General features: G+C 62.8%; 15 protein-coding genes. 6 read left to right on the top strand and 9 right to left on the bottom strand.

What is annotated here, in order from left to right:
- Nucleotides 1–94: 94 nt before the first annotated feature.
- Both IVB05_RS39985 and IVB05_RS39980 read right to left on the bottom strand, forming a co-directional pair.
- A complete protein-coding gene (locus IVB05_RS39985; RefSeq protein ID WP_247781564.1) occupies nt 95–577 on the bottom strand; it encodes a CinA family protein in 483 nt (160 codons plus the stop codon).
- Nucleotides 578–583: 6 nt separating this feature from the next.
- Nucleotides 584–1,579, bottom strand: a complete 996-nt coding sequence (locus IVB05_RS39980) for an MBL fold metallo-hydrolase (protein WP_247781563.1) — start codon at nt 1,577–1,579, stop codon at nt 584–586.
- 181 nt (nt 1,580–1,760) lie between these two features.
- Here IVB05_RS39980 and IVB05_RS39975 point away from each other — a divergent pair, with 181 nt between their 5' ends.
- The 3 genes from IVB05_RS39975 to IVB05_RS39965 are packed head-to-tail and all read left to right on the top strand — an operon-like array spanning nt 1,761 to nt 4,359.
- Complete coding sequence (locus IVB05_RS39975) at nt 1,761–2,840, top strand: amidohydrolase family protein (protein ID WP_247781562.1); 1,080 nt, start codon at nt 1,761–1,763, stop codon at nt 2,838–2,840.
- Nucleotides 2,837–3,946, top strand: a complete 1,110-nt coding sequence (locus IVB05_RS39970) for an amidohydrolase family protein (protein WP_247781561.1) — start codon at nt 2,837–2,839, stop codon at nt 3,944–3,946. The genes IVB05_RS39975 and IVB05_RS39970 overlap by 4 nt, the downstream gene beginning before the upstream one ends.
- Complete coding sequence (locus IVB05_RS39965; RefSeq protein WP_247781560.1) at nt 3,946–4,359, top strand: Rieske (2Fe-2S) protein; 414 nt, start codon at nt 3,946–3,948, stop codon at nt 4,357–4,359. Before IVB05_RS39970 ends, IVB05_RS39965 begins: the two co-directional genes overlap by 1 nt.
- A gap of 81 nt (nt 4,360–4,440) precedes the next feature.
- On the opposite strand, the gene IVB05_RS39960 is transcribed toward IVB05_RS39965, so the two are convergent.
- Nucleotides 4,441–5,100: a hypothetical protein gene (locus tag IVB05_RS39960; RefSeq protein WP_247781559.1), complete on the bottom strand. Its 660-nt coding sequence runs from the start codon at nt 5,098–5,100 to the stop codon at nt 4,441–4,443.
- Complete coding sequence (locus tag IVB05_RS39955) at nt 5,076–5,966, bottom strand: WD40 repeat domain-containing protein (RefSeq protein ID WP_247781558.1); 891 nt, start codon at nt 5,964–5,966, stop codon at nt 5,076–5,078. Before IVB05_RS39955 ends, IVB05_RS39960 begins: the two co-directional genes overlap by 25 nt.
- Nucleotides 5,967–6,161: 195 nt before the next feature.
- On the opposite strand from IVB05_RS39955, the gene IVB05_RS39950 reads away from it, so the two are divergent.
- From IVB05_RS39950 to IVB05_RS39940, 3 genes are all read left to right on the top strand, one after another.
- Nucleotides 6,162–6,860 (top strand): hypothetical protein, encoded by a 699-nt coding sequence (locus IVB05_RS39950; protein WP_247781557.1) that lies wholly within the window; start codon nt 6,162–6,164, stop codon nt 6,858–6,860.
- Between the two features lies 1 nt (nt 6,861).
- Nucleotides 6,862–7,431 carry a lysozyme inhibitor LprI family protein gene (locus tag IVB05_RS39945; RefSeq protein ID WP_247781556.1) on the top strand — a complete coding sequence of 190 codons (570 nt, stop codon included), beginning with the start codon at nt 6,862–6,864 and terminating at the stop codon, nt 7,429–7,431.
- A 168-nt stretch (nt 7,432–7,599) separates the two neighbouring features.
- Complete coding sequence (locus tag IVB05_RS39940) at nt 7,600–8,190, top strand: DedA family protein (protein WP_247781555.1); 591 nt, start codon at nt 7,600–7,602, stop codon at nt 8,188–8,190.
- A gap of 304 nt (nt 8,191–8,494) precedes the next feature.
- Here IVB05_RS39940 and IVB05_RS39935 read toward each other — a convergent pair whose 3' ends face one another.
- The 5 genes from IVB05_RS39935 to IVB05_RS39915 form a co-directional block, all read right to left on the bottom strand.
- Nucleotides 8,495–8,704: a hypothetical protein gene (locus IVB05_RS39935; protein ID WP_247781554.1), complete on the bottom strand. Its 210-nt coding sequence runs from the start codon at nt 8,702–8,704 to the stop codon at nt 8,495–8,497.
- A 645-nt stretch (nt 8,705–9,349) separates the two neighbouring features.
- Nucleotides 9,350–10,456 carry a tricarballylate utilization 4Fe-4S protein TcuB gene (gene tcuB / locus IVB05_RS39930; protein WP_247781553.1) on the bottom strand — a complete coding sequence of 369 codons (1,107 nt, stop codon included), beginning with the start codon at nt 10,454–10,456 and terminating at the stop codon, nt 9,350–9,352.
- Nucleotides 10,457–10,486: 30 nt separating this feature from the next.
- Entirely contained in the window at nt 10,487–11,515 is a 1,029-nt protein-coding gene (locus tag IVB05_RS39925) for an esterase (RefSeq protein ID WP_247781552.1), read from the bottom strand.
- Between the two features lie 51 nt (nt 11,516–11,566).
- Nucleotides 11,567–12,958: an FAD-dependent tricarballylate dehydrogenase TcuA gene (tcuA, locus tag IVB05_RS39920; protein ID WP_276578776.1), complete on the bottom strand. Its 1,392-nt coding sequence runs from the start codon at nt 12,956–12,958 to the stop codon at nt 11,567–11,569.
- Between the two features lie 195 nt (nt 12,959–13,153).
- On the bottom strand, nt 13,154–14,053 hold the full coding sequence (locus IVB05_RS39915) for a transcriptional regulator GcvA (RefSeq protein ID WP_247781550.1): 900 nt from the start codon (nt 14,051–14,053) through the stop codon (nt 13,154–13,156).
- Nucleotides 14,054–14,147: the final 94 nt, after the last annotated feature.

Here is a 14,147-nt window from a genome sequence, read left to right as displayed (position 1 = left end):
TCGATATCCGTAGGGTGGGCAAAGCGCAGCGTGCCCACCATTCATTCAGCGCATCAAGATGGTGGGCACGCTTCGCTTTGCCCACCCTACGAATCTACTTCGACAAATTCTCCAGCAGCAGATTCAATGCCGTCTTCGCGAACGCCTGCATATTGGCTTGCCGGTCGGCACTTCCGGTCTCCAGCGTGAACACCGATTGCGACGGCCCCGCTACCGCCATGCAGCTATGCCCGGCGGCGTCGCCATAACGGTTGCCCGTCGGTCCGGTCGCGCCGGTCTCTGATAAGCCCCAGTCGGTCCCGAAACGCTGGCAGACCTGGTTCGCCAGCAGTCTCGCGTAAGGCTCGGACGCCGAGCGGATGCCCTTCATCGCCTCATCGGGAATATCCATCAGCAGCCGCCGCGCATCGCGCGTGTAGACCACGGCGCCGCCGAGGAAATAGGCTGATGCGCCCGGCACCGACAGCAGCGCCGCCGAGATCAGGCCGCCGGTCGAGGATTCCGCAACTGCAATCGTTTGTTTCCGCTCGATCATTTTGGCGGCAATCTTTTCGGCTATTGTCACAAGCTCATTCATATTCCCTCAACTCCGGCGCAGCATTCGTTTCAGCACCGTCTTCTTGTCGGTTTTGTCCGCGAGCGAATGATACACGACGCGAATAAAGTTCTTGCTGGCAAGCTCCGTCGGCGCCCATTTCTTGTCGAGATCGGCAAAGGGCTTGGCCGCCACCACATCGTCTTCGCTCTTGCCTTGCTTCACCAGCGCCGCCATGCGATCGCGCGCGGTCACGAGCATGGTGCGATATTCGATCAGCGCCGCCCTGTCGGCGATCGGGCCGTGGCCCGGCACGATGCGGCTCTTCGCGTTGGTCAGCTTAATGTAGGCGTTGGTCGCCGCGATCATGCCCTTGATGTTGCCGCCATTGGCGAAATCGATGTTGGGATAGCGGCCGTTGGTGAAGGTGTCGCCGGTCGCCAGCACATTGGCGGTCTTGAACCAGACGTAGGTGTCGCCGTCGGTATGGGCGCCGGCGATGTGCCGGAGATCGGCGACGCGGCCGGGAAGTCTGATCTTGAGCATCTTGCCGGCATAGGTTTTCGTCGGCAGCGCGCCTGCTGCGGCCGGCGGCGTCTTGACGCCCGTCAGGCCATTGGTGGTTCCCTCCGCCAGGCGATTCTTGACGTTGATGTCGGAAACGATGATGGCGCCATCCTTGGCAAAGGCTTCATTCCCGCCGGTGTGGTCGCCGTGATAATGCGTGTTGATCAAATATTTGATCGGCAGGTTGGAGATGGTTGATATGGCGGCCTTGATCTTGTCGTGCAGCGGCGCGAACTGGCCATCGACCATGATAATGCCGGTCCTCCCCACCGCCACGGTGATGTTCCCGCCAATACTTCCAAGTATCTGGCCCTCGAGCATGTAGACGTTGTCGCCGAGGTCGGTGGTCTTGATCTCGACCTTGGAGAAATCGACCGGCGGGGGTGCTGCGGGCGAGGCAGGGGGTTGTTGCTGCGCGAATGCGCTGCCGGCCAGCAAGAGGGTTAGGGCAATCGCCGTACGTCCAGTCCGAATCATCGAAAATCTCCCCAAGCCCCCTTACCCATGTTTAAGGCCCCTTACCCATGTTTTCCTAGCACAGGGTGCCAGCGTTTGCCGAGTTGCGGGCTGCAGACCAGCCTGCTTGAATGCGGCTAAAGAACCAAGCGGCGATGTCTACAAGATGCCGTGAGACCGCGCTCGCGAACGAGGAAACACCATGACGTCGCCGCTTCCCGGCGGCGTGGATTGCGACCTGCATCCCGCCGTGCCGCATTTGACCAGCCTGTTGCCTTACATGAACGACTACTGGCGCGACCAGGTGACGACGCGCGGCATGACCGACCTGGTTTCGCAATCCTATCCGACCAATTCGCCGATCTCGTCGCGGCCGGACTGGCGGCCGGCGCAGGGCAAGCCGGGCGCCGATCTTGCCGACATGCAGAAGCAGGCGCTCGACCGGTTTGGCACAGCTTACGGCATCTGCAATCCGCTCTACGGCGTGCAGATGGTGTTCTCCGAGGACATGCAGGACGCATTCTGCCGCGCGCTGAACGACTGGCTGGCCAGGGAATGGCTCGACAAGGACGATCGGCTGCGCGGCTCGATCGTGATCCCTGCGCAAAGCGTCGAAAAATCCGTTGCCGAGATCGAGCGCTGCGCCAAGGACAAGCGCTTCGTCCAGGTGCTGATGCTGGTCATGGGCGATATGCCCCTGGGCAAACGCGTCTACTGGCCGATCTACGCCGCCGCCGAACGGCTGGGCTTGGCTGTCGGCATTCATGCCGGCAGCGCCTATCACAACCCGCCGACCTCGGTCGGCTGGGGCTCCTACCATATCGAGGATTACGTAGCCCAGGCCACCGCGTTCCAGACCCAGCTCACCAGCCTGATCGTGGAGGGCGTGTTCGCCCGCCACCCGAATCTGAAGATGGTGATGCTGGAATCAGGCTTCACCTGGCTGCCGGCCTATCTGTGGCGGCTGCACAAGTTCTGGCGCGGCATACGGATGGAAACGCCGTGGGTCGATCGTGCGCCGCTGGAGATTGTGCGCAGCAACATCCGATTCTCGCTGCAACCGGTCGATGCGCCGCCCGATCCGGCAACCCTGAACCGCTTGTTTGACCATATGCAGTCGGACGAATTGCTCCTATTCTCGACCGACTATCCGCACTGGCAATTCGACGGCGACGAGGTGCTGCCGCCGGGGTTATCGCCCGATCTTGTCCGCAAGATCATGATCGACAATCCGCTCGCGACCTACGGCCGTTTGGAATTCGCGAAGGAGACGACGCCATGAATGTGCAGTTCCGCGACCGTCCGGAGCCATCAGCGTCTGTCAGCGTCAAGACCGCGATCGCCGATTGCGACATCCATCCGGCACGCGCGACCGCAGAAGAACTCTATCCTTTCCTGAAAAAGCGCTGGCACGCGCATCTCGAGGCCTACGGCAAGCAGGCCTATCACGGCATGATGGAAGGCCCGCCCTATCCGAAGGCGCAGCCCAACGCCTCGCGCCGCGACGCCTGGCCGCCGGAAGGCGGGCCGCAGGGCTCCTCGCTGTCCTTCATGCAGAAGCAGCTTCTAGATCCCTACAATGTTGCGCTGGGCGTGCTCAATCCGCTCGCCAGCGGGCAGGGCCTGCGCAACCAGGATCTGGCCGGCGCGATCTGTACTGCGATCAACGACTGGCAGATCGAGAAATGGACCGCTAAGGATTCCCGCCTGAAGGGCTCGATCGTCGTCGCCAATGAAGACGGCCTTTCCGCCGCCGCCGAAATTCGCAAGCGCGCCGGCGACAAGAACTTCGTGCAGGTGCTGCTGCTCTCGCGCAATGTCGAGCCGCTCGGCCAGCGCCGCTACTGGCCGATTTACGAGGCGGCGCAGGAGATCGGACTGCCGGTCGGCATCCATGCCTTCGGCTTCGGCGGCAATCCGCTCACCCCGTCCGGCTGGCCGAGCTTCTATATCGAGGAGATGGTCGGCCATTCGCAGTGCCAGCAGACCGTGCTCGCGAGCCTGGTTCTCGAAGGCGTGTTCGAGCGTTATCCCAAATTGAAGATGGTCATGATCGAGGCCGGTTTCGGCTGGGCGCCGTCGCTTGGCTGGCGGCTGGACAAGAGTTTCGAGCGGCTGCACAGCGAGGTGCCGTATCTCAAGCGCAAGCCGTCGGAATATATCCGCGATCACATCTGGTGGACCACGCAGCCGATGGAAGACCCGGAGCGCCGCGACCATCTGTTCCAGGTGATCGAATGGATCGGCTGGGACAAACTGCTGTTCGCCACCGATTACCCGCATTGGGATTTCGACGAGCCGTCGCGCGTGTTGCCGGCCGGCGTCAGCGACGCCAACCGCGAAGCGTTCTATCTCGGCAACGCGAAGAAGCTGTATGGTCTGGCCTGATGGTGCGGCATGTGATTGCCCCGGTGGACGAGCTGCCGCCGGGCACGCGAAAATTCCTCGACATCGACGGGCGGCCGATCGCGATCTTCAACATCAAGGGCGAGTTCTTCGGCCTCTTGAACCGCTGTCCGCACCAGGGCGCGGCCTTGTGCGAGGGCCCGCTGATCGGGCTCGCGCAATCCTCCGATCCCGGCGAGATCGAATACACAAGACTCGGCGAGATCATCCGCTGCCCCTGGCACGGCTGGGAATTCGATATCCGCACCGGGCAGTCCTATTGCGACCCCAAACGCTTTCGCGCCCGCGCCTATCCGGTCAATGTCGAGCCGGGATCGGCGGTGGTGAAGGGGCCGTATGTGGCGGAGACGCTCGCGGTGTCGGTCGAAAGCGACTACGTGGTGGTGGATTTGTAGCGGCCGTCATTCCAGCGCGTCGAAGACCTGGCCCGTTGCTGATGCCATTTGGTTATGCGTTGGTCATTAACCGGGGTGCAGTCACCGCCTCGGCGCGTGTACCCCCGTCTCCCATCGCTTGGCGAAGCCGCTGTTGCGCTCCTCCCTGGTCCATTTCAGAGTGGGGCAGCGAGCGATGGGACGGCATTCTCCTGCGAAGCATAGCTTGCCGGCATTCCCTGAGACCGCGAGGTTGCCGGTACCTTGTGCATCGAGTCCTTGACCTGGTGCTCCGACGAATATCTGACAGGTCAGGTCCGACGCGCATCGCAAATGCAAGGTCGGCTCGGGCGGATCTGCGCTTCCGACCTCGAAGAGAACGATCAACCCATCGCCATTGATCTTGATGGGGCTCCCCACGCATCTCTCTCTGGTGATCTCGGGCGGCTCGTTCGGGGGACCAAAATTGCCGAACCACACCCCGGCAAAACTCTCGGGCAGGCTGGCCGCTGCCAGCTTGGTCCACATGATCCCCTCAGCACCGCCTACGGAGAAGATGCGCTGGCCGTCACGGCTGAATGCGACGGAATCGGCGGCAAAGAGGTGGCCCTTCAGCGCGGCGATCTCACTGCCGCCACCGGCATCCCAGACGCGCACGCTGTGATCATTGGATGCGGTGGCGATACGCGCGCCGTCGGCGCTGAAGGCCGCACCGTTCACGTCGCTTCTGTGCCCCTTCAAAACAGCGATCTCGCGCCCCAAGGCGGCGTCGAAGACACGCGCCTCATTTCCGGCGCCGTGACGATCCGCGTGCCGTCCGCGCTAAAGGCTGCCGAGAGGACCCGCGAAGCGTGCTTGAGGACAAGGAGCACGCGGCCGCTCGCGGCATCCCAGACGCGCGCGGTTTTGTCTTCGGAAGCCGTGACGATGCGCGTGCCGTCCGGGCTGAAGCGGGCTTCGCGTACCTTCTGCGCGTGCCTCCGGAGGGCCGTGATCTCGCGGCCGGCGGCCGCGTCCCATATGTGGGCCGTGCCTTCCCAGCAGGTCGTGACGAGACGTGTGCCGTCCGGGCTGAAGACGGCTGAAGTGACCGGTGACGGAGGCTGCAGCACGGCAAGCTCGCGTCCGCTTGCAACATCCCAGATGCGCACGACCCTGTCGTCAGTTGATGTGGCGAGGCGCGCGCGGTCCGGGCTGAAGGTAGCGGAAGCGACCCGCGACGGGTGCTCGAGCGCGGCGAGTTCGCGACTGCCGGCGATATCCCAGAGGCGCACCATCCGGTCCATGGATGCCGTGACGAGACGTGCGCCGTCCGGACTGAAGGCGACGAAGCGGACGTCGTCGTCGTCCCGGCCGAGCGACGTTGGTACGGCAAGCGACGCTATTTCGCGACCGGTGGCCATTTCGCAGATGCGGACAATGCGTCCGCCGGTGGCGATGGCGGCCCACACCCCGCCCTTGCTGAAGGCGGTAGATGATACTGTAACACTTCCGGCTTCCGGGGCGCCGCAGAAATTGAGCTTTTTCATGCCGTAGATTTCAGCCGCACTGGCGGCCTGGCCGCCGTCCCGGGCGCCGACACACAGCAAGATGGCGGCCACCAATATCGCCAATTGCAGAAATTTCATCTGCTTCCCCCTGGGATCACCTTGCCGCGCGAGGCGGCGCATAAGCCAGAATCCACGCAAGGCGAGCGTGATGACACCGGTCGTTCTTCTGCACTGTCGCGCCAGATGGGCGTTCGGTTCATCCCGTTGGCTGCGCGGCTCGGGACGGCGGATGAACCTTGGAGCACCCTCACGGCACTATTCGGGAGCCGGAACGTGATCATGCTGCTTGCTGCGCCTATCTTGGTCGGACTCTTAGCCCTCTCGTCGCAGGCGTTCGCCGGCGGGCCGATCTATACCTATCGCTACGAACTGCCGCCCGCGATTGCCAGATTGCATACCTGCATCGGTCCGCGCCAGCGCACCTTGCGTTATCCCGATCCATGGCGTGTCGGGAAACGCCGGATGTTCCGAGTCGGATGCCCGGAGAATGCGCCTGACATCACTCGCCTGCCGCATCGCGGTGAGAGTGCCTATGTTCGCAAGCCGGACGACGATCCGGATCACTTCCAGAGCACCGTCTACTATCTCGCCGACAACGCGCGCGGCCGCAATGCAAAGCGGCTCGTGCTGCCCTATCCGCGCGCTGACGGGACGACGCTGATGACCGACGCGTTCGACGAGGAGCTCAACATCGGCTGGTCGGCGCGCGCGCACACCAGCCTTGCCAGCGGCGTCGCCTACCTCGATCTCACCGGCACCGCGATCTATCCGCCCGGCGAGTTCATGATCGCTATGCGGATCGTGCCGGCCGATCGGCCGGAGATCAAGAACGTCTTCGCCATGTGGCGCGTCAAGGGCGACAAGGCAGAGCTGATCTACTGGGCCGAGACCAGGGAAACCCTGCCGAAAGACGCGCCGTCGCACCAATCGCCACCCTATGCGATCGTGCTCGACAAGCGGTCGGAGAGGTAAAATGGCTGTGATGCGACTGCAGTTGCGCGTCCTCTTCATTGGGCTCGTCTTGGCCTTCCTCGCCAGGACCGCGCCGACACAGGCGGAGCCTCTTCGCGCTACGCCCGACGATCGCGCTGCTGTCGAGGCCTGCCTCAAGCTGGTCGGTGAGAATGCCGTGAAGGAGGCTCAAGGTACGAGCCAGAACGAGGCCCCAGGGGCTGCCGGTCGTCTGGCGGCCGCCGCAACGGACGCCTTAACCCAGCGGGAAAGCTGCATTGGGGCCGTCACAATATCTTGCCAACAGCAGCCAGGCGGGATGTCGACCATGGGGATGGTCGATTGCAATAGCCGAGAGTGGGGCGTTTGGGACGAGCGCCTCAATCGCGCTTACCAGGACGCACTGAAGGAAGCCCCATCCAAACTCGCCAGGGGGCTCCGAGACGCGCAGCGCGCGTGGCTGCAATGGCGCGAAAAGCGATGCAAGTTGCCCAGCGACAGTGAGGGTGGTTCAATCGTCGGTCCGCTCTATACCGGCTGCATGCTGGACGCGACGGCGCGGCAGGCGCTGTGGTTGGAGCACCGCGAATAGCATAATGCCCTACGGTGGTTGCGTGCTTGCCCCCAAACCCTCGAGGACATGAAAGCTGGCGGCTGTAGGCCTGTCTATTTGCTTCCGTGGCCTTCCGCGGAGTGCTAGCGTTCAGGCCGAACCCACTCGTCTGGGGGAACATTCCATGAGCGAGTGGGTGGGCTTACATTGCTGTTTCCGACGGATCTGACCTCGTTCCTCGACCTCATACGCCAGCATGGCGATGTGGCCTACAGCCTCATGTTTGCCTATGCGGCCTCGCATAGCCTGCTGCTTGCGCTGTTCGCGGGCTACGCGGCGCATTCGGGGGCGCTGGGTCTTGGCACGCTCATCGTGGTCTGCTGGTTCGGCAGTTTCGCCGGCGACATCATTCGCTTCTGGATCGGGCGGCGCTATGGCGCCCGCCTGCTCGATCGTTTTCCGCGGTTCGAACGCACCGTGCAGACGGTCGTTCGCCTGACGGAACGTCACTATGTCTGGATGATCCTGTTTCATCGTTTCCCGCATGGCATCCGCGGGCTCGCGGGGTTTGCTTACGGGATATCGCGGCTGCCCTGGTCCACATTCCTTGCGCTCAACTTCGTAGCTGCCGGCCTTTGGTCCGGCGTCGTTGTCTCGGCCGGCTATGCCTTCGGTCAATTCTCGGAGACGTCCATCAACAATGCCTCTTCGGGCCTGGGCATCGTGATGCTGGTCGCGTTCCTTGGCCTGTCCTGGTTGCTCAGCAGGAAGCTCGATCAGATCGTGCAGCGGTACTGAAGCAAGCGCGGGCGGTTGCTTGTTGCTGGCGGGGCGTAGCAACCATTAGCCGCAGGGTGGGCAAAGGCGCTCTTGCGCCGTGCCCACCATCTTGCGCATCATTCGGGAGGTTGTGCGCGCTTCCGCCTTCGCTCGTTGAGCTACGGCGGACAAGTCGCCTTGCCCACTCTACGTTCTTGCTACTCCTCTATTGGGCCGGCAAGGGTGCGACGAAGGCGCTGCGTTTCGCGCCACGTCTCACCAACCCCGTTCCCAAAACGAGAGAGCCTGGTTGCTACGTGGATGATGATGAGTGTGATCATGGCTATTGGCCCGCCTTGACCAGCAGACGGCCAATTTGACGCTCTGCATCATCCGACAGCTTTTGCAGCCCGTGGGTAGCAATGTACTGCTCAACGACGCGTTCAGCCCGTCGCTGACGGGATTCGACGTAAGCGCGCAATAATCGTTCAAAAAATGAGGGTCTTTTGATCGGGGCAGAAAGCCAGGCCCCAGTGGTTAGTACATTCGCCATAACATGGCTCCTTTGCGGAGTTGTCCTTGGGGCGAATTTCCTTCCTGATCGAGAGATAGGTATTGGCGAGCGCCAATGCCAGACCAAATAGCGCGCACTCGTGCATTAAATAGCACCTCACCGTGCGAATGCGCGAAGCAGTCACGTTCCGGTGAATCGAATCAACGGCTGAGGATGAGGGCGTGAGCGGCTTGAGCAATGGATGTCGTAGGGTGGGCAAAGCGAAACGTGCCCACCATTCAAGGCAACGCTGTTGATGGAATGGTGGGCACGGCGCAATTGCGCCTTTACCCACCCTACGGCGCTAATCCGCCATCACGCATTGCGAGATCGGTATTGGTTATCGGCCACCGCCACCGCCGCCGCCTGCATCACGCAGCGCCTGGTTTTCGCGCGGGTCGAGATTCTTCATGTAGCCAGTGAGGTGTCGCGGCGGGTGCGAAGCGACTCCAACTAGGTGAAATGATTTCCGCAAGCCTGCCGCGATACCGCCTGATCGCAATACGGGGACGCCACGAAAGCGGGGGCGGCCACGGCTTCGCCCGCCCCGCGAACTGTCGCCGTCATTGCGAGCGAAGCGAAGCAATCCATTGTCACCTCACGCACGGAAAGGTGGATTGCTTCGCTGCGCTCGCAATGACGATGTCAGATATGCCCCATCGCCTTGCGCTCCATCGCATAGCGCACCAGCGCGACGAAACGGTAGATGCCGTGAACGAACTTGCCATAGGGCATGGTGACGAACAGCGAGAACACCACGCCGAGATGCAGCGCCAGCAGCGGGCCCATCGCCGCCGTCTCGCGCAGGATCAACAGCGCCATGCCGGTCAGGCTGGTGAGAAACAGCATCACGATGAACGCGATATCCATGCCGTAGCGGGCTTCATCGACCAGCACGGGATCGCGCTTCCATCGCTCAGTGAGCAGGCCGACCGGTCCGATCAACAGCCCGATGCCGCCGAGCGTGCCGAGCACCACGGGCAGGTCCCACCACGCATACGGCGCCTCGCGCGCCAGGAGATAGTGATAGAGCGTCGCGACGCAGGTGGAGGCGAAGCACAGCGCAAAGCCGTAGAAGGTCAAATGATGATAGAGCCTGCGGCGATCGGTCGGGCGGTCGTCCTCGTTGAAGCAGCCGACCCCGCCGCCGTCGAGGTAGCGTAATTCGCCGGCATCGCGGATCGCCTGCCACAGCGCACCCGCGTCGGTCTTCATGCCGACGGGCTCGCCGATATCGCGCCAGAATGCGCGCACGCCCATCACCAAAGCCACGATCGCATAGAGGAACGCCGCGCCGAACAGGGCCGCCATCGCGTTGTGCGGCATCAACTTGTAGAACGCGCCCGGGCCGGTGTGGGTGCCAAACAACACCTGCCGGTCGTTGAAAGCAGCAAAGCCGAAGATGAATGCGGCAACGCTGAGCGCTGCAACGAGGCTGATGACGAGGCCGTTACGGGCAAATGCGCCGGCGAAGGCGCGGGGCCACGCATAAGCCGCGTAGGATTCGGCCCGCGCCACCGCGAGCGTCTGCGGGACGTTGACGTTGAATTCATGCGGCGGCGAGAACTGGCAGTCGGTGTAGCAGGCGCCGCAGCCATGGCAGAGATTGGCGAGGTAGTTGAGGTCGCCGTCGGAAAACGCGCGGCGCATCTCCATCGCCGGAAACACCGCGCAGAGGCCCTCGCAATAGCGGCAGGAATTGCAGACCGTCATCAGGCGGTCGGCTTCCTCCAGGATTCGCGTTCCGTGCATTCGTTGCTTCCTGCCTTCGCGCTAATCCGCTTACTTCGTCAACCCCTTGCCTTCGAGCCACTTCTGGATCAGGGCTGCGACCTCGGCGTTGTTCTTGTCCATCATCACCATGTGCGAATTGCCCTTGATCCCGGCTTGCGGCAGGTCGACGACATCAACGCTGCCGCCCGCGGCCTTGATGCTTTCCGCAAAGGCGATGCCGTTGGCGCGGATTTTCGGCCAGCGCGAATCCTTCTCGATGTAGTCGCCATAGACGATCAGCGTCGGGATGTTCTTCAGCACATCGACCTTGGCGGGATCGCCGAGGCCGGCGGGCTCGATCGCGATCAGCGCCTTGACCTTGTCGGGCCGCGCCTGCGCCACCTTGAAACCAAAGCTGCCGGCCTGGCTGTGGAACAGGATGATGGAAGGGCCAACGCGGTCGATCTCGGCGATATAGGCGGCGATGATGGCGTCATCGGTCGTTGTCCAGCGCGGCACGTTCTGCTTGACGAAGTTCTCATAGCCGTCATTGGGAAACTGGCTGCCGGGCATCAACTTGCGTTTTGCGGGATCCGAATTGTAGGAGCCTGCGCCGTCGCCGATACGAAAGCGCTCGAACGGATTGGCGGTCGTGAGGAACACCGGCTCGCTCTTGAAGATGTCGGGGTATTGCGCCCACCCCGCACGGCCGCGCTCGACCGCATCGGAATTGTAGACGGCCCAGCCCTTGCGCAGGAAATAGTTCAGCCAGCCCTCGCGTCCATCCGGCGTCGTTTCATACGTTACGCCGGTCAGCCCGCCGCCGTGCCACATCAGCAGCGGATAGGCGCCCGTCTCGTTGGCGGGAAGAAAATACTGCACATACATCTGCTCGACCTGATAGGTGCCGTTGGGATCGACTTTTGCGGGAACGCCACCGGGCGTGAAGGTCACCTCCTTCACCGGCTTGCCGGAAATCTCGACCAGCCGCCCGCCGACATGGAACGAGCCCATGTCGCGCAGCGCGATCGGCTCGGCGGCGTTGGCCAGCGTCGCACCCATCAGAACCGCTACAGAAACAATCGCAAGGCGCATCATCAATCCTCCCTTTGGCTTCCTCTCCCCGCAAGCGGGGCGAGGTGCTTCGCGTTAATTCCGCGCATTTCGCGCAGCTTCCCTTCCCGCCACCCGTCCGAACACGCTGCCGATGGTCATGCCGATGCCGGCCGCATAGCCTTTGCCGAGCACGTTGCCGGCCATGATCTCGCCGGCTGCGAACATGTTGGCGGAAGGCTTGCCGTCCTTCATCACCATGCGCGACTGTTTGTTCACGCGGGTGCCGAGATAGGTGAAGGTGATGCCGGGCCGCACCGGATAGGCGAGGTAGGGCGGCGTCTCGATCCTGCGCGCCCAATGCGTCTTCGGCGGCGTGATGCCATCGGTGCGGCAATCATCAAGGATGGTATGATCGAAGGTGCCGGGCTGCACCGCGGCGTTGAAATCGGTAATTGTCTTCTCCAGCGCTGCTGGATCGAGCCCGAGCTTGCCTGCGAGCTCGCCGATGGTGGCACCCGCGATCGGTGGAAACAGCGTCGGCATGAAGCTCGTGACGACCGTCGAGTCGAAGATGATGTAGGCGATCTGGTCCGGCTGGGCTGCCACCAGCCGGCCCCAGATGGCGTAGCGCTTCGGCCAGATGTCCTCGCCCTCGTCATAGAAGCGCTGGGCGTGTTTGTTGACGACGATGCCGAACACCACCGAGTCGTGGCGGGTGATGATGCCGCCGTCGAATTTCGGCGCGCGGGCGTCGATCGCAACCGCATGGCATTGGGTGGGATCGCCGATGTCCTGCACGCCCTTGTCGAGCAGGAGCTTCAGGATCGAGCCGCGGTTATAGGGCGTGCCGCGGATCAGGAAATTGTCGGCCGCCTCGCCCCAATATTGCTTCAGCCATTCGATGTTGGCTTCGAATCCGCCGGCCGCCGCCACCAGCGCCGAGGCGCGGATTTCGCTGACACCATCGATCGGCTGCTTCAGCCTCGCGGACAGGAACATGCCGTCCTCGATCTCGAGGTCGGTCACTTCAGCGTCGTAGGCGATCTCGACGCCGAGCTTTTCGGCGGTGAGATAAAGCGCGTTCAGCATCGCCCTGCCGCCGCCGAGGAAGAACGAATTGGTGCGGCCCAGACTCAGCGTGCCGCCGAGCGAGGGCTGCCAGCGCACGCCCTGTTCTACGATCCAGTTCAGGATGTCCTTGGATTCGGCGATCATGAACTTCGCGAGTTCCTCGTCGGTCTGCCCGCCGGTCAGGCGCAACAGATCGTCCCAGAACTCCTCCTCCGTGTAAGGGCCGGTGAGGATCTCGGTCGCGGCATCATGCGCGCAACGCATGTTGCGGGTGTGGCGGGTATTGCCGCCGCGATAGAATTTTGGTGCGCCTTCCAGCACCAGCACGGAAGCGCCCGCCCGCCGGGCGCTGATGGCGGCGCACAGAGCGGCGTTGCCGCCGCCGATGACAAGCACATCGAATTTTTTGGTCAGATCGGCCATGCGCTCTTGTTGTCGTTGTTGGCCTGGAAATCAAACCGGCGCTCGGCCAGGAAAATCCATCCACCCCCGCGATTTTCTAGCCTGATGAAGAGGCCGCGTCACGCGTCTCGTGCTCGAACTTTGTCGATCAGCGCGGCCGCATGCGACGATGTCGCATGCCACTCGCTATGCGGAATATCTGCGATGTCAGGGCTTGCTCTGTACAGACGCGAGCAGCCATTGCCGGAAGGCCGCGAGTTTGGGCGGGTCGGTTCTGCCCGCGGGCGAGACCAGATAAAAGCCGGCGTCGACCGGAAATGCGATGTTGAAGGGAACGACCAGCCGGCCCTTGGCGATGTCTTCCTGGACATAGGCGGTGCGGCCCATGGCGACGCCGAGGCCGTCGATCGCGGCCTGCACCGTCATGAAGATCAGGTCGAAAGTGACGCCCGGCTGCTTCGAAAAATCGGCCGGCAGCCCGGCCGCCGTCAGCCACAGCCGCCAGTCGTCGTAGTTGGCGTTGCTGGTGTGCAGCAGTACGTGATCCCGGAGGTCTTCGGGGCATTTCAGCGGCTTGTTGCCCTTGAGCAGCGCGGGGCTGCACACCGGGAACAGCTCGTCCGCCATCAGCCAGTCGGCGCGGACGCCCGGCCACTGGCCGCGGCCGTAGCGGATTCCGGCGTCGACATTGTCGCGCTGGAAGTCGATCAGGTTGGTCGAGGTGGTGATGCGCACATCGATGCCGGGATGGGCTTCCTGAAACGCAGTCAACCGCGGCAGCAGCCATTTGGCGGCGAGCGAGGCCAGCGTCGAGACCGTCAGCACATGGTCGTCGTCCTTGCGCAGCAGGCGGTCGGTCGCAAGCCTGAGATCGTTGAACGCGGCGCGGATGCCGGGGAGATATTCCTGCGCCTGTGGCGTCAGCGTCAGCGAGCGGTTCTGGCGGATGAAGAGGCGAACCCCGAGCTCTTCCTCCAGCCGCTTGATCTGGTGGCTGATCGCGGTCTGCGTGACGTTCAGCTCGGATGCCGCCTGGGTGAAGCTCAAATGCCGGGCGGCGGCCTCGAACGCGCGCAATCCATTCAGCGATGGCAGCCTGGCGGTCATTCCGCGATCCCCAGATACATGAATTTATATCATCCGAAACGGTACAAAGTGTCGTTTGTGAACAGGCCGAATAGCACAGATATTGGGGTCAACA

Source organism: Bradyrhizobium sp. 170 (assembly GCF_023101085.1).
GTDB lineage: Bacteria > Pseudomonadota > Alphaproteobacteria > Rhizobiales > Xanthobacteraceae > Bradyrhizobium.
Note: the sequence above shows the minus strand (reverse complement) of the source record. Positions and strands in the feature narration are given on the sequence as shown.

Bases quoted from the DNA above. Each gene is read 5' to 3' on its own strand.
- tcuB (WP_247781553.1), bottom strand. From the start codon at position 10,456: ATGCACGGAACGCGAATCCTGGAGGAAGCCGACCGCCTGATGACGGTC.
- IVB05_RS39965 (WP_247781560.1), top strand. From the start codon at position 3,946: ATGGTGCGGCATGTGATTGCCCCGGTGGACGAGCTGCCGCCGGGCACG.
- IVB05_RS39935 (WP_247781554.1), bottom strand. From the start codon at position 8,704: ATGGCGAATGTACTAACCACTGGGGCCTGGCTTTCTGCCCCGATCAAA.
- IVB05_RS39945 (WP_247781556.1), top strand. From the start codon at position 6,862: ATGGCTGTGATGCGACTGCAGTTGCGCGTCCTCTTCATTGGGCTCGTC.
- IVB05_RS39955 (WP_247781558.1), bottom strand. From the start codon at position 5,966: ATGAAATTTCTGCAATTGGCGATATTGGTGGCCGCCATCTTGCTGTGT.
- IVB05_RS39925 (WP_247781552.1), bottom strand. From the start codon at position 11,515: ATGATGCGCCTTGCGATTGTTTCTGTAGCGGTTCTGATGGGTGCGACG.
- IVB05_RS39915 (WP_247781550.1), bottom strand. From the start codon at position 14,053: ATGACCGCCAGGCTGCCATCGCTGAATGGATTGCGCGCGTTCGAGGCC.
- IVB05_RS39975 (WP_247781562.1), top strand. From the start codon at position 1,761: ATGACGTCGCCGCTTCCCGGCGGCGTGGATTGCGACCTGCATCCCGCC.
- IVB05_RS39980 (WP_247781563.1), bottom strand. From the start codon at position 1,579: ATGATTCGGACTGGACGTACGGCGATTGCCCTAACCCTCTTGCTGGCC.
- IVB05_RS39985 (WP_247781564.1), bottom strand. From the start codon at position 577: ATGAATGAGCTTGTGACAATAGCCGAAAAGATTGCCGCCAAAATGATC.
- IVB05_RS39970 (WP_247781561.1), top strand. From the start codon at position 2,837: ATGAATGTGCAGTTCCGCGACCGTCCGGAGCCATCAGCGTCTGTCAGC.